The 13,854-nt window shown below is 51.1% G+C and carries 12 protein-coding genes; 6 read left to right on the forward strand and 6 right to left on the reverse strand.

Going from position 1 to position 13,854, the window contains the following annotated elements:
- Window positions 1–40: 40 nt before the first annotated feature.
- On the reverse strand, window positions 41–340 hold the full coding sequence (locus FEK46_RS20960) for a DUF1889 family protein (RefSeq protein ID WP_130208426.1): 300 nt from the start codon (window positions 338–340) through the stop codon (window positions 41–43).
- 433 nt (window positions 341–773) lie between these two features.
- Complete coding sequence (locus FEK46_RS20965; RefSeq protein ID WP_010376144.1) at window positions 774–1,118, reverse strand: RidA family protein; 345 nt, start codon at window positions 1,116–1,118, stop codon at window positions 774–776.
- A 131-nt stretch (window positions 1,119–1,249) separates the two neighbouring features.
- Between FEK46_RS20965 and FEK46_RS20970 the strand changes: the two genes are divergently transcribed.
- The 5 genes from FEK46_RS20970 to rnd all read left to right on the forward strand — a co-directional run bounded on the left by FEK46_RS20970 (window position 1,250) and on the right by rnd (window position 7,621).
- Window positions 1,250–3,160, forward strand: a complete 1,911-nt coding sequence (locus FEK46_RS20970; RefSeq protein WP_135559493.1) for an ATP-dependent DNA helicase — start codon at window positions 1,250–1,252, stop codon at window positions 3,158–3,160.
- Window positions 3,161–3,217: 57 nt separating this feature from the next.
- Entirely contained in the window at window positions 3,218–3,913 is a 696-nt protein-coding gene (gene tsaB / locus FEK46_RS20975; RefSeq protein WP_135559494.1) for a tRNA (adenosine(37)-N6)-threonylcarbamoyltransferase complex dimerization subunit type 1 TsaB, read from the forward strand.
- Between the two features lie 39 nt (window positions 3,914–3,952).
- Window positions 3,953–4,534 (forward strand): Slp family lipoprotein YeaY, encoded by a 582-nt coding sequence (gene yeaY / locus FEK46_RS20980; RefSeq protein WP_135559495.1) that lies wholly within the window; start codon window positions 3,953–3,955, stop codon window positions 4,532–4,534.
- Window positions 4,535–4,738: 204 nt separating this feature from the next.
- On the forward strand, window positions 4,739–6,424 hold the full coding sequence (gene fadD / locus FEK46_RS20985) for a long-chain-fatty-acid--CoA ligase FadD (protein ID WP_130259889.1): 1,686 nt from the start codon (window positions 4,739–4,741) through the stop codon (window positions 6,422–6,424).
- 81 nt (window positions 6,425–6,505) lie between these two features.
- Window positions 6,506–7,621 (forward strand): ribonuclease D, encoded by a 1,116-nt coding sequence (gene rnd, locus FEK46_RS20990; RefSeq protein WP_135407027.1) that lies wholly within the window; start codon window positions 6,506–6,508, stop codon window positions 7,619–7,621.
- Between the two features lie 41 nt (window positions 7,622–7,662).
- Here rnd and yeaX read toward each other — a convergent pair whose 3' ends face one another.
- The 4 genes from yeaX to dmlA all read right to left on the reverse strand — a co-directional run bounded on the left by yeaX (window position 7,663) and on the right by dmlA (window position 12,786).
- Window positions 7,663–8,628 (reverse strand): carnitine monooxygenase reductase subunit YeaX, encoded by a 966-nt coding sequence (gene yeaX, locus FEK46_RS20995; protein ID WP_135559496.1) that lies wholly within the window; start codon window positions 8,626–8,628, stop codon window positions 7,663–7,665.
- Window positions 8,629–8,683: 55 nt separating this feature from the next.
- Entirely contained in the window at window positions 8,684–9,808 is a 1,125-nt protein-coding gene (gene yeaW, locus FEK46_RS21000; protein ID WP_033869918.1) for a carnitine monooxygenase, oxygenase subunit YeaW, read from the reverse strand.
- A gap of 31 nt (window positions 9,809–9,839) precedes the next feature.
- Window positions 9,840–11,450 (reverse strand): BCCT family transporter YeaV, encoded by a 1,611-nt coding sequence (gene yeaV / locus FEK46_RS21005; RefSeq protein WP_130259886.1) that lies wholly within the window; start codon window positions 11,448–11,450, stop codon window positions 9,840–9,842.
- Between the two features lie 250 nt (window positions 11,451–11,700).
- Window positions 11,701–12,786, reverse strand: a complete 1,086-nt coding sequence (gene dmlA / locus FEK46_RS21010; protein ID WP_131161143.1) for a multifunctional D-malate/3-isopropylmalate/tartarate dehydrogenase — start codon at window positions 12,784–12,786, stop codon at window positions 11,701–11,703.
- A 102-nt stretch (window positions 12,787–12,888) separates the two neighbouring features.
- On the opposite strand from dmlA, the gene dmlR reads away from it, so the two are divergent.
- Entirely contained in the window at window positions 12,889–13,812 is a 924-nt protein-coding gene (gene dmlR, locus FEK46_RS21015) for a DNA-binding transcriptional regulator DmlR (protein ID WP_130208406.1), read from the forward strand.
- The last annotated feature ends 42 nt before the right edge of the window (window positions 13,813–13,854 follow it).

Genomic DNA, 13,854 nt, shown 5'->3' on the forward strand with positions numbered 1-13,854 from the left:
TGAAAGCGTCCGGATTGATTTTTAAAGCTGGAGTTTTAACTCACACAAGGGCTTTAAGTTCTTCCTGCATATAAGACGAGAAGTATTCAGGGTTTTTAATCACCACGCGTTCGCCAGAATCCATCTTTTTTGCCCATCCCACCATTTTTTCCGTGAATCCAGGATTCCAGCCCTCCTGTTCAGCTCGCGCAGTAATATCGGCGGTACTCGCGGGGACTCCCAGGTCATGCAAATATTTAAATATTCCTTTCGCCGTACTTTCATTCATCGAGCTTGGTGTTGATGCTGATACATCCATGGCACTAATGAAATCCAGGGCTTTATCTATTGCAGCAGGCATATTCTTGTCCTTAAATTAACCACGTTTTTGATAAGGCTATATATGACCTTAAATTGCATCTAATATCAAAGGGATTATAACGATATCTCATTAGTTAACCTGTTGACATTCAGGTATTTTAAAGGTAGCAGGTCATGGCGGGTTTTCTAGTGATATGGCAAAAAATTAACGGTAAATCGCCGCGCTCCAGCCAGATTGTTAAGGGCAGAAAAGTCAGAGTAAACGGCTCGGGGAGTTAACAGAATGGTTTAATTTGGGTGATTAATATCATTTTTGTATAGATGCAGTTGAAATCATAAAAATAAGTTACCTGACGGATTTCATTATTTATCTAAAGTATCCTCTTAAACACTGGCCGATTTGTTTATAACCGACCAGTATTTTCGAACAATTATCGTCTGATTTTTACTTTGATAGAATTCTTTTTCAGGAATTAAACCGCAGCGATAATCTTAATTTCAACCTTGTACTGCGGATTCATCAGCCCCGCCTGCACCGTGCAGCGCACCGGCGCGTGACCCGCTACAACCCAGGCATCCCATGCTTTATTCATTGCCGCAAAGTCGTTTTTATCGGCAAGGAAAATGGTGGCATCCAGAATGCTCGATTTATTGCTGCCCTGTTTTTCCAGCACAGCGTCAATTTGCGCCAGCGTGTTGGCGGTTTGTTCAAAAGCATCGGCATCGAGGTTTTCTGGTACGCCAGTGTAGTAGAGCGTGTTGTTGTGGATCACCACATCAGACCAGCGGGCTTCAGCGTCGATACGAACGATAGTCATCATTATGTCCTCATTAACTTTACATTTTTGTGCTGCAAAGACTGCCACAATGTGAGGTTGCCGTCACCACTTCAACTGGCGAAAACCAGCCTGGCCTGACATAATCCCTGTTCAAATCAACAGGGGGTAGTGTGACGGACGATTTTGCACCAGACGGTCAACTGGCGAAAGCGATACCTGGTTTTAAGCCGCGTGAACCACAGCGACAGATGGCAGTCGCTGTGACCCAGGCGATAGAAAAAAGCCAGCCGCTGGTGGTGGAAGCGGGAACCGGTACGGGTAAAACCTATGCCTACCTTGCTCCTGCACTGCGGGCGAAAAAGAAAGTCATAATCTCAACTGGCTCAAAAGCGTTGCAGGATCAGCTCTACAGCCGCGATTTGCCGACGGTGGCAAAGGCGCTGAAATACACTGGCAACTTGGCGTTGCTGAAAGGGCGCTCAAACTATCTCTGCCTCGAACGACTGGAACAGCAGGCACTGGCGGGCGGAGATTTGCCAGTACAAACCTTAAGCGATGTGATCCTCCTGCGTTCATGGTCAAATCAGACGGTAGATGGCGATATCAGCACCTGCGTTAGCGTGGCGGAAGACTCGCAGGCGTGGCCGCTGGTCACCAGCACCAACGACAACTGTCTTGGCAGCGACTGCCCGATGTATAAAGATTGCTTTGTGGTCAAAGCGCGTAAAAAAGCGATGGATGCTGATGTGGTTGTGGTGAACCATCATCTGTTTCTGGCGGATATGGTGGTTAAAGAAAGTGGATTTGGCGAGTTGATCCCGGAAGCAGACGTGATGATCTTCGACGAAGCCCACCAGCTGCCGGACATTGCCAGCCAGTACTTTGGACAGTCGCTCTCCAGCCGACAACTGCTCGATCTGGCAAAAGACATCACCATCGCCTATCGCACCGAATTAAAAGACACTCAACAGTTACAAAAATGCGCCGACCGTCTTGCCCAGAGCGCGCAGGATTTTCGTCTGCAACTCGGCGAGCCAGGTTATCGCGGTAATCTGCGCGAACTGTTAGCCAACCCACAAATTCAGCGGGCGTTTTTACTGCTCGATGACACCCTTGAACTCTGTTACGACGTGGCGAAACTGTCTTTGGGGCGTTCCGCCTTGCTGGATGCGGCATTTGAACGCGCCACGTTATATCGTACACGTCTGAAGCGGTTGAAAGAGATCAACCAACCAGGCTACAGCTACTGGTACGAATGCACTTCGCGCCATTTTACTTTGGCGCTCACGCCGCTTAGCGTGGCGGATAAATTTAAAGAGCTAATGGCGCAAAAGCCCGGAAGCTGGATCTTTACCTCGGCAACGTTGTCGGTGAATGACGATCTGCATCATTTCACCTCGCGGCTTGGCATCGAACAGGCCGAGTCGTTGCTGTTACCCAGCCCCTTTGATTACAGCCGCCAGGCGTTACTCTGTGTGCCGCGCAACCTGCCGCAAACCAACCAGCCAGGTTCCGCACGGCAACTGGCAGCAATGCTGCGACCGATCATCGAAGCCAACAACGGTCGTTGTTTTATGCTTTGCACCTCGCACGCCATGATGCGCGATCTGGCTGAGCAGTTCCGCGCCACCATGACGCTTCCCGTATTGTTGCAGGGGGAAACCAGCAAAGGGCAATTGTTGCAGCAATTTGTCAGTGCCGGTAACGCGCTTCTTGTGGCAACCAGCAGCTTCTGGGAAGGGGTGGACGTGCGTGGCGATACGTTGTCGCTGGTGATTATCGACAAATTGCCGTTTACCTCGCCGGATGATCCACTGTTAAAAGCGCGCATGGAAGATTGCCGTTTGCGTGGTGGTGACCCGTTCGATGAAGTGCAACTACCAGATGCCGTCATTACTCTCAAACAGGGAGTAGGGCGACTGATTCGCGACGCCGACGATCGCGGCGTGCTGGTGATTTGCGACAATCGGTTGGTGATGCGCCCTTATGGCGCTACTTTCCTTGCCAGCCTGCCGCCCGCGCCGCGTACCCGTGATATTGCCCGTGCGGTTCGTTTCCTTGCGATACCATCCTCCAGGTAATTTGTGATGGAGTATGGTATGATGCGCGCCTTTTTATTGATCTAAGCACGAAGACCCATGCGAATTCTGGCTATCGATACCGCGACAGAGGCCTGCTCTGTCGCCCTGTGGAACGACGGTACTGTCAATGCTCATTTCGAGCTTTGCCCACGTGAACATACTCAACGAATCTTACCGATGGTGCAGGATATCCTGACCGCCGGCGGAACTTCCCTGACTGACATAAACGCTCTGGCTTACGGGCGCGGCCCCGGTAGTTTCACCGGCGTACGCATCGGTATTGGCATCGCGCAAGGACTGGCACTTGGTGCGGAGCGACCGATGATTGGCGTCTCCACGCTAATGACGATGGCGCAAGGGGCGTGGCGCAAAAACGGCGCAACCCGCGTGCTGGCAGCCATTGACGCGCGAATGGGCGAAGTTTACTGGGCCGAATATCAGCGTGATGAAAACGGTGTCTGGCATGGTGAAGAAACCGAAGCCGTACTCAAACCAGAACTCGTTCATGAACGGATGCAACAGCTTTCCGGTGAATGGGCGACCGTGGGTACAGGCTGGCAAGCCTGGCCGGATCTCGGTAAAGAGAGCGGGCTGGTTTTGCGCGATGGCGAAGTGTTACTGCCCGCTGCAGAAGATATGCTGCCGATTGCCTGTCAGATGTTTGCCGAGGGTAAAACGGTGGCGGTGGAACATGCCGAGCCGGTTTATTTGCGTAACAACGTCGCGTGGAAGAAACTTCCGGGCAAAGAATGAATCTTAAGAGTATGCCCTGAGAAAAAAAGGAGTCGCATCATGGCGGTTCAAAACAATGTTATCAAAGGCATACTGGCAGGTACGTTTGCGCTAATACTGAGCGGTTGTGTCACTGTGCCGGACGCCATTAAAGGCAGTAGCCCAACGCCGCAACAAGATTTAGTTCGGGTGATGAATGCGCCGCAGCTGTACGTTGGTCAGGAAGCGCGATTTGGCGGTAAAGTGGTTGCGGTGCAAAACCAGCAAGGGAAAACCCGCCTGGAAATTGCCATTGTACCACTCGACAGCGGAGCAAGACCGACGCTGGGAGAACCGTCGCGTGGGCGCATTTATGCCGATGTGAATGGTTTTCTTGATCCGGTCGATTTCCGAGGCCAGCTGGTGACAGTTGTCGGGCCAATCACCGGTACGGTTGACGGAAAAATCGGCAACACGCCATATAAATTTATGGTAATGCAGGCAACGGGTTACAAACGTTGGCATTTAACCCAGCAGGTGATTATGCCGCCACAGCCGATTGATCCCTGGTTTTATGGTGGGCGAGGCTGGCCCTATGGCTACGGTGGATGGGGCTGGTATAATCCCGGCCCCGCGAGAGTACAAACAGTTGTAACTGAATAATTGCTTGTTTTTAAAGAAAAAGAAACAGCGGCTGGTCCGCTGTTTCTGCATTCTTACGGTAAAGATAAAAATAAATAGTGACGCGCTTCGCAACCTTTTCGTTGGGTAATTATCAAGCTGGTAAGATGAGTTAATATTATGTTAACAACATGTTTATCACTTGGGGTTGCGATGACGACGAACACGCATTTTAGAGGTGAAGAATTGAAGAAGGTTTGGCTTAACCGTTATCCCGCGGACGTTCCGACGGAGATCAACCCTGACCGTTATCAATCTCTGGTAGATATGTTTGAGCAGTCGGTCACGCGCTACGCCGATCAGCCCGCGTTTATGAATATGGGGGAGGTAATGACCTTCCGCAAGCTGGAAGAACGCAGTCGCGCGTTTGCCGCTTATTTGCAACAAGGGTTGGGGCTGAAGAAAGGCGATCGCGTTGCGCTGATGATGCCTAACTTATTGCAATATCCAGTGGCGCTGTTCGGCATTTTGCGCGCCGGGATGATTGTCGTAAACGTCAACCCGTTGTATACCCCGCGCGAGCTTGAGCATCAGCTTAACGATAGTGGCGCATCGGCGATTGTTATCGTGTCTAACTTTGCTCACACCCTGGAAAAAGTGGTTGATAAAACTGCAGTCCAGCACGTTATTCTGACCCGTATGGGCGATCAACTTTCTACGGCAAAAGGCACGGTAGTCAATTTCGTTGTTAAATACATCAAGCGTCTGGTGCCGAAATACCATCTGCCAGATGCCATTTCATTTCGTAGCGCCCTGCATAACGGCTACCGGATGCAGTACGTCAAACCCGAACTGGTGCCGGAAGATTTAGCTTTCCTGCAATACACTGGCGGCACTACAGGCGTGGCGAAAGGCGCGATGCTGACTCACCGCAATATGCTGGCGAACCTGGAACAGGTCAACGCCACCTATGGGCCGTTGCTGCATCCAGGTAAAGAACTGGTAGTAACGGCACTGCCGCTCTATCACATTTTTGCACTGACCATTAACTGTCTGCTGTTTATTGAACTGGGCGGGCAGAACCTGCTTATTACTAACCCACGTGATATTCCGGGGCTGGTGAAAGAGCTGGCGAAATATCCGTTTACCGCTATCACCGGCGTAAACACCTTGTTCAATGCGTTGCTGAACAATAAAGAGTTCCAGCAACTGGATTTCTCCAGTCTGCACCTTTCCGCAGGCGGTGGGATGCCTGTTCAACAAGTGGTGGCAGAACGCTGGGTGAAACTGACCGGACAGTATCTGCTGGAAGGTTATGGCCTGACCGAGTGCGCGCCGCTGGTCAGCGTTAACCCGTATGATATTGATTATCATAGCGGTAGCATCGGTTTGCCGGTACCGTCGACGGAAGCCAAACTGGTGGATGACGACGACAACGAAGTACCACCGGGTCAACCGGGTGAGCTTTGTGTCAAAGGACCGCAGGTGATGCTGGGGTACTGGCAGCGTCCGGATGCTACCGATGAGATCATCAAAAATGGCTGGTTACACACTGGCGACATCGCGGTGATGGATGAAGAAGGATTCCTGCGTATTGTCGATCGCAAAAAAGACATGATTCTGGTTTCCGGTTTTAACGTTTATCCCAACGAGATTGAAGATGTCGTCATGCAGCATCCTGGCGTACAGGAAGTCGCGGCGGTTGGCGTACCTTCCGGCTCCAGTGGTGAAGCGGTGAAAATCTTCGTAGTGAAAAAAGATCCATCGCTTACCGAAGAGTCACTGGTGACCTTTTGTCGCCGTCAGCTCACGGGCTACAAAGTACCGAAGCTGGTGGAGTTTCGTGATGAGTTACCGAAATCTAACGTCGGAAAAATTTTGCGACGAGAATTACGTGACGAAGCGCGCGGCAAAGTGGACAATAAAGCCTGAGCGTTAAGTCAGTCGTCAGACGCCGGTTAATCCGGCGTTTTTTTTGACGCCCACTAAAGAGAATACAATTTGAATTACCAAATGATTACCACGGACGATGCGCTGGCTTCTTTGTGTGAAGCCGTCCGTGCCTTTCCGGCGATAGCCCTGGATACTGAATTTGTTCGTACGCGCACTTATTACCCGCAGCTGGGGTTGATTCAACTTTTCGATGGCGAGCATCTGGCGCTAATCGATCCGCTCGGGATCACCGACTGGTCACCGCTGAAAGCGATCCTGCGTGATCCGTCCATTACCAAATTTCTCCATGCGGGCAGTGAGGATCTGGAAGTGTTCCTCAATGTCTTTGGCGAATTACCACAACCCCTAATTGACACGCAAATCCTCGCAGCTTTCTGCGGACGCCCGATGTCGTGGGGATTTGCTTCCATGGTGGAAGAGTACACCGGCGTTACGCTCGACAAGAGTGAATCGCGCACCGACTGGGTGGCAAGACCGCTAACCGAACGTCAATGCGAATACGCGGCAGCGGACGTCTGGTATTTGTTACCGATCACCGCAAAGCTAATGGTAGAAACGGAAGCCTCTGGCTGGTTACCTGCGGCGCTGGATGAATGCCGCCTGATGCAAATGCGTCGTCAGGAAGTCGTTGCGCCGGAAGATGCATGGCGTGATATCACCAATGCCTGGCAGTTACGCACACGCCAACTGGCCTGTCTGCAACTGTTAGCCGACTGGCGCCTGCGTAAAGCGCGGGAGCGCGATCTGGCGGTTAACTTTGTCGTGCGTGAAGAGCATTTGTGGTCGGTGGCGCGTTATATGCCGGGGAGTTTGGGCGAGCTGGGCAGTCTGGGTTTATCCGGTAGCGAAATCCGCTTTCACGGTAAAACGCTGCTGGCGCTGGTGGAAAAAGCGCAGGCATTGCCGGAAGAGGCCTTACCGCAGCCGATGCTTAACCTGATGGATATGCCCGGTTATCGCAAAGCGTTTAAAGCGATTAAGTCGCTGATCACTGACGTGAGCGAAACACACAAGATCAGCGTCGAATTGCTGGCATCGCGTCGGCAAATCAACCAACTGCTGAACTGGCACTGGAAACTGAAACCGCAGAACAATTTGCCGGAGCTGATTTCCGGCTGGCGCGGTGAGCTGATGGCGGAAGCATTACACAATTTATTGCAGGAATATCCGCAATAAAACCTCCCTGAGCCGGACAGGTGCGTCCGGCTTCAGGCAAACTACAAATCCAACACCAGGCGTTTACCCTTCGCGCGTGAACAACAGATCAACATACTTTGCTGGCTGGCGCGTTCTTCATCGCTAAAATACTGGTCCCGATGGTCAGCTTCACCTTCCAGAATCGCCGTTTCGCAGGTCCCGCATACCCCTTCACGACATAAACATTCCACTTTTGCCGCTTTATTATTTTCAATAACCTGCAAAATGCTCATCTCTTCCGGCACCACAAACTCTTTACCGGAACGGGCGAGCACTAGTGTAAACGCATCGCCGGTTTTGTCTTCAATAGCAAACTGCTCAAAATGCAGCGTATCGGCGGCGATGTCCAGACGTGCAGCTTCACTTCTTACCGCTTCATTTAGCGCCTCGGGGCCACAGGTATAAACGTGTGTGCCAGGTTCGATATCCGCCAATAATCGCGCTAATTCAAGTCGCGTTCCGATCGATGAGTGATGAAAATGGATTTTATCAGTCTGCGGATGCTGGACTAGCTCATCACGAAATGCGCAACTTTCTGGATTTCGCGAGCAGTAATGTAGCTGCCAGTCGACGTCGCTGTGTTGCAACTCTGCCATATGCGACAGGAAAGGGGTGATACCAATACCGCCCGCGATAAACAGATGCTTTCTGGCCGAGGGAATTAGCGCAAACAGATTATTAGGCGTCGAAATGGTCAACTGATCGCCAGCTTTCACCTGCTGATGCAAAAAGCGCGAACCACCGCGCGAGTTTTCTTCCAGTCGAACGGCAATCTGATAATGAGTTGTATCGAGCGGCGAACTCAGCAGCGAATACGCATTGCTGTACTGGTTATCACCATCGCTCATCTGCACAATGACGTGACTTCCTCCGGTGAACGCAGGTAATGGTTTGCCATCGGTTGTCACCAGCGTGAAGCGTTTCACCTGCTCGGTAAGCGGTTCTATCTGACTCACCTGTACTTCAAACATTTGATAGTCTGACATTGCTGTACTCCATCAAAAATCAGCCCGGCGGCGGAATAGACCGCCGCCGATGTCATTAGTCCTTAAATACCTGCGCCAGCAGATTATGGAAATGGGCGATACCGTGTTCGGAAATCCCGCTACCGCTACTGTCGGCCATGATGCGCCCCTGACCACGATAGCCACGCGATTTCAGCCCTTTCTGTACGCTTTCAACCAGACGTAAATCCTCCGGACGGAACACATCGCGATACCACTCAATCAGCGATTTTTGCTCGTCGGTTAACTCTTCATTGGTGAAGTAAATATCGTAGTTTTGCAGGGTGGTTTCAGAATCCACCGGGAATTCATAAATGACCGTCATCATCCCTTTGATCGGTGTGACGTTCAGCATAGTGCACGGCCACAGCCAGAAACCGTGGAATGCCGCATCCGTACCCTCTTCAAATTTAAACGACTGTTCTGACGGTTTGGCGAAACCGTATTGCAGTGTCCAGTTACCGTGCATGGTGTGCCAGTAACGATCAACCTGAACGGAGTCGGAGAAACCTGGATGCGCCGGACCACAGTGATAGCACTCGAGATAGTTATCGACAATGTTCTTCCAGTTGGCAGGCGTGCGGGTGGTAAAGCGGGCCGCCAGTTTCAGGTCGTGGACTTCCGGGCAGGCTTCCAGCACTTTCGCTCCCAGACCGGGTAACTGATCTTCTACGCTGGTGGCGTTGGGGTCCATGTTGATGAAGACGAATCCGGCATATTCTTCCAGACGCACCGGGACCAGTTGCGCTTTGTCGCTGTCGAAATTAGCGACGTTTTCACAGTTACGTGCGTGGGCCAGGTTGCCATCGAGTTTGAATGCCCATGCGTGATACGGACAGGTAATCACATTTTTTGCTTTTCCTTCACCGCTCAACAACTGATGACCACGGTGCGGACACACGTTATAGAACGCGCGCAAAACCTTATCACGACCGCGTACCAGAACAATGCTTTCGCCAATGATCTCACGCGTCACGTAATCATTCGCATTCGCCAGTTCGCTACTGTGAGCGACGCAAATCCAGCTTTTGGCGAAGACGTTCTCTTTTTCGTGTTCAAAGGCGTTCTGATCGGTATAGAAACGGGCCGGAATAGTCCATGCCTCTTGCGGGTTAGCGCAAAAATTTTCGGGTAGTACTAAGTCAGGGCTCAGATTGCTCATAGGGATACCTTTATCGTTAGGATGATGGCGTTCAGTTGTCGCCTTTGAATACCGTTCCTGCCGGGATCAGCGGATCTTTTTCCGATGCTTCTACCGGTGTCTGCGGGAGATAATGTTCAACTTGATGAGCCGGAATGTCGGCGTAATCCTGTTTCAGCCAGCGAAGAAATCCGCCGACTTTCACCAGTAAAATGACGAGGAAGGGAAGGGCTGTGAGCACGACGGTGGTTTTCATCGTTTCCAGCGACGCGCCGGTGAACAGAATTGAAAGCGGGATCAGTGTGATCACCACGCACCAGAAAAGACGCAGCCCACGGTCAGGATCGTCACCTTCCTGGAGATTTCGCGTACTGGTCGCCGCCATGGTGTAGGCCACCGCATCCATATGCGAGGCAAGGAAAATAATCATCACGCCCAGGTATGCGGCGAGGAATAATTTACCTGCTGGCAACGACATCAGAACTTGTTGAACGGCAGTTTCACCGCCCAGTGTTTCCAGCACCTGTGGGACGTTGATTACGCCATTGATAAACTGATGAATGGCATAGCTTTCCATTACACCGAAGAAGAACCAGCAACCGACGGTGCTGCCGAGGATCAAGCCCCAGATAACTTCTTTAATCTTACGACCGCGCGAAACGCGGGTGACAAACATTGCCACACCGGGCGTGTATGAGATCCACCACAGCCAGTAGAAAACGGTCCAGTTGCGGGTAAATGAACCATCGCCAAGCGGATCGGTAAATAAGCTCATTTGCAGGAAGTTTTGCGTGGTCAGGCCGATGGCATTGATGATGCTGTTGGTAATAAATTCGGTTGGGCCGACAATCAGAACCAGCAATGGCAGCAGGAAGGCGCCCCAGCCAACCATTTTGCTCAGACGTTGCAAACCGTTGTTGATACCAATCCACGAGCTAAGGCAAAAAATGCCGCCGGAAAGCAGGATCACAAATGCCTGCACGGTGAAGTTATCCGGTAAACCGGTCAGCGCGGAAAGCCCACGGGTAAAGGTTGCGGCGGTGACGACCAGGGAAATGGTCAGTGCGCCGACAGTGGCGATCAGGAACATCAAATCGACCAGTTTTCCCCACGGACCTTGCGGGCGAACGCCGGTAATAGCAGCAATAATGCCGGAAAGGCTCAGCCCTTTATTTTTCCGCACATGAAAGTGGTAAGCCATGATTAATGAGGCCAGCGTATAAGTTGCCCAGGCGCTGATGCCCCAATGGAAGAAGGAGTAGGGAACGCTAAATTCGAGTGCCTGTTGTGAACGTGGCGCGATATTTAAACCAGGCGTTTGATAATAATAGGCCCACTCAGCAACCCCCCAATAAAGCGTAGAAGAACCTAAACCGGCACAAATAAACATAAACAGCCAGGAGAGCGTGCTGTATTCCGGTTTTCCTTCGCCAAGACGAATATTGCCGTATTTACTGGTGGCTAAATAAATCACCAGTCCCATTGCCAGCAAAACCAATACCTGTACGGCGGAACCTAACGTACGCGTGACAAAAGTGAATATTGCGTTGGCCGCGTCGGCCGATTGTTGTGGGAAAAGGCTTAATGCAGCTGCGATGAAAAGAATGGCCACCAGGCTGATGCTTATCAGCGGCACATCTTTTTTCTTAACATTGCTCATCATGAGTCATCTCCTGGGCATAAAAGCCCGTCTCTGGCTTTTGCCAGTTGTAATTATGTGCAGGGTAATGAATTGCATGTTGTGTTTAACAAATTGATTATTTACATGTTACATAAATTAAACAATTAAGAATACGGAAAGCCATAAAACACGAAACGGAAACAATAAAAGGTGAAATGACGCAGGTTATTTACTGAAGAGAATGAATAAAAAAACCGCGTCAGTGACGCGGTTCAAATAAACTGGTTTGACCTTAACGCAAAATAATTTTGCAAATCGCGTCGGCAACCTGTGGCGTGGTGGCATTGCCTTTCATATCGGGTGTTTTCGGCCCGTGAGCAATCACTTCTTCAATCGCTGCCAGAATAGCGTTATGCGCTTGCTGGAAACGCTCATCGCCATTGCCGAGGAAATCGAGCATCATTGCACCGGCCCAAATCGTGGCGATAGGGTTAGCAATATTTTTCCCGTAGATATCCGGCGCGGAACCGTGGACAGGCTCGAAGAGCGACGGGAAAGTACGTTCCGGATTCAGGTTGGCGGATGGGGCAATGCCGATGGTGCCGGTGCAGGCCGGGCCAAGGTCGGAAAGAATATCGCCAAACAAATTGGATGCCACCACCACGTCAAAACGTTCTGGTTGCATCACAAAGCGCGCGCAGAGAATATCAATATGCTGCTTGTCCCAGCGGATCGCCGGGTAATTTTCTGCCATTGCTTCCACGCGTTCGTCCCAGTACGGCATGCTGATGGCTAAACCGTTCGATTTAGTGGCAGAAGTTAGCGTCTTACGTGGGCGGCTTTGTGCAAGTTCAAAGGCATAACGCAAAATACGGTCGACGCCACGGCGGGTAAATACCGATTCCTGGATGACAACCTCATGCTCCGTTCCTTCGTTTAGCCGTCCACCCAGAGACGAGTATTCGCCTTCCGTGTTCTCGCGCACTACGTAAAAATCGATATCGCCAGGTTGTTTCCCCGCCAGTGGGCAAGGTACGCCAGGAAAGAGGCGGACCGGACGCAGGTTAACGTATTGGTCAAATTCACGGCGAAATTTCAGCAGCGATCCCCATAACGAAATATGGTCCGGAACGGTATCCGGCCAGCCGACGGCACCAAAGTAGATAGCGTCGAAACTGCTGAGTTGTTCATGCCAGTCGTCCGGCATCATTTTGCCGTGATGGCTGTAATATTCACAGCTTGCCCATTCCATCTGCTCAAAGCTTAAGGCAAAGCCCCAGCGTTCAGCGGCAGCCTGTAACACACGAATCCCTTCAGGAAGGACTTCTTTGCCGATTCCATCCCCGGGTATTGCAGCGATCCGAAACGTTTTCATCATTGGGTTCTCACTTCCTGACCATCAAAATTGACAATACCCTCATCCTATAATTGACTGAAAAGGAATTAATCCCCGCAACTGGTGAAACATAAAACACGAATCATGAATAATTTACCGCTGCTGAACGATTTGCGCGTCTTTATGCTGGTGGCTCGCCGGGCTGGTTTTGCTGCTGTAGCAGAAGAAATGGGTGTTTCTCCGGCTTTCGTTAGCAAGCGTATCGCCTTACTGGAACAAACGCTGAACGTGGTGTTATTACACCGCACCACTCGTCGCGTGACGATCACCGAAGAAGGTGAGCGGATTTATGAGTGGGCGCAGCGCATATTGCAGGATGTCGGGCAGATGATGGATGAACTCTCCGACGTGCGCCTCGTGCCACAAGGGATGTTGCGTGTTATCAGTAGTTTTGGGTTTGGACGGCGAGTTGTAGCTCCGGCATTATCGGCGCTGGCAAAGGCTTATCCGCAACTGGAATTACGCTTTGACGTGGAAGACAGACTGGTCGACCTGGTCAATGAAGGCGTCGATCTCGATATTCGTATTGGTGATGACATTGCACCTAACTTAATCGCCCGCAAACTGGCGACCAATTACCGTATCCTCTGCGCGTCGCCGGAATTTATTGCACAACATGGTGCGCCGAAACATTTCACGGACCTTTCAGCGTTACCTTGTCTGGTTATAAAAGAGCGCGATCATCCATTTGGCGTCTGGCAATTGCGCAATAAAGAAGGAAACCACGCCATTAAAGTCACTGGCCCGCTATCGTCTAATCATGGTGAAATAGTGCATCAATGGTGTCTCGATGGTCAGGGTATTGCGCTGCGCTCCTGGTGGGATGTCAGCGAAAATATTGCCAGTGGCCATTTGGTGCAGGTACTACCGGAGTATTATCAGCCCGCGAATGTCTGGGCGGTGTATGTATCCAGGCTGGCAACATCAGCGAAGGTGCGGATAACGGTAGAGTTTTTACGCCAGTATTTTGCCGAACACTACCCGAGTTTTTCACTGGATCACGCCTGATTAATGATTCAATTATCGGGTTATTATCAGGTTAAAACCTGA

The organism is Escherichia sp. E4736 (assembly GCF_005781225.1).
Taxonomy (GTDB): domain Bacteria; phylum Pseudomonadota; class Gammaproteobacteria; order Enterobacterales; family Enterobacteriaceae; genus Escherichia.

Coding starts and splice junctions, on each gene's coding strand:
- FEK46_RS20960 (WP_130208426.1), bottom strand. CDS start 340: ATGCCTGCTGCAATAGATAAAGCCCTGGATTTCATTAGTGCCATGGAT.
- FEK46_RS20965 (WP_010376144.1), bottom strand. CDS start 1,118: ATGACTATCGTTCGTATCGACGCTGAAGCCCGCTGGTCTGATGTGGTG.
- tsaB (WP_135559494.1), top strand. CDS start 3,218: ATGCGAATTCTGGCTATCGATACCGCGACAGAGGCCTGCTCTGTCGCC.
- yeaY (WP_135559495.1), top strand. CDS start 3,953: ATGGCGGTTCAAAACAATGTTATCAAAGGCATACTGGCAGGTACGTTT.
- rnd (WP_135407027.1), top strand. CDS start 6,506: ATGATTACCACGGACGATGCGCTGGCTTCTTTGTGTGAAGCCGTCCGT.
- yeaX (WP_135559496.1), bottom strand. CDS start 8,628: ATGTCAGACTATCAAATGTTTGAAGTACAGGTGAGTCAGATAGAACCG.
- yeaW (WP_033869918.1), bottom strand. CDS start 9,808: ATGAGCAATCTGAGCCCTGACTTAGTACTACCCGAAAATTTTTGCGCT.
- yeaV (WP_130259886.1), bottom strand. CDS start 11,450: ATGATGAGCAATGTTAAGAAAAAAGATGTGCCGCTGATAAGCATCAGC.
- dmlA (WP_131161143.1), bottom strand. CDS start 12,786: ATGATGAAAACGTTTCGGATCGCTGCAATACCCGGGGATGGAATCGGC.
- dmlR (WP_130208406.1), top strand. CDS start 12,889: ATGAATAATTTACCGCTGCTGAACGATTTGCGCGTCTTTATGCTGGTG.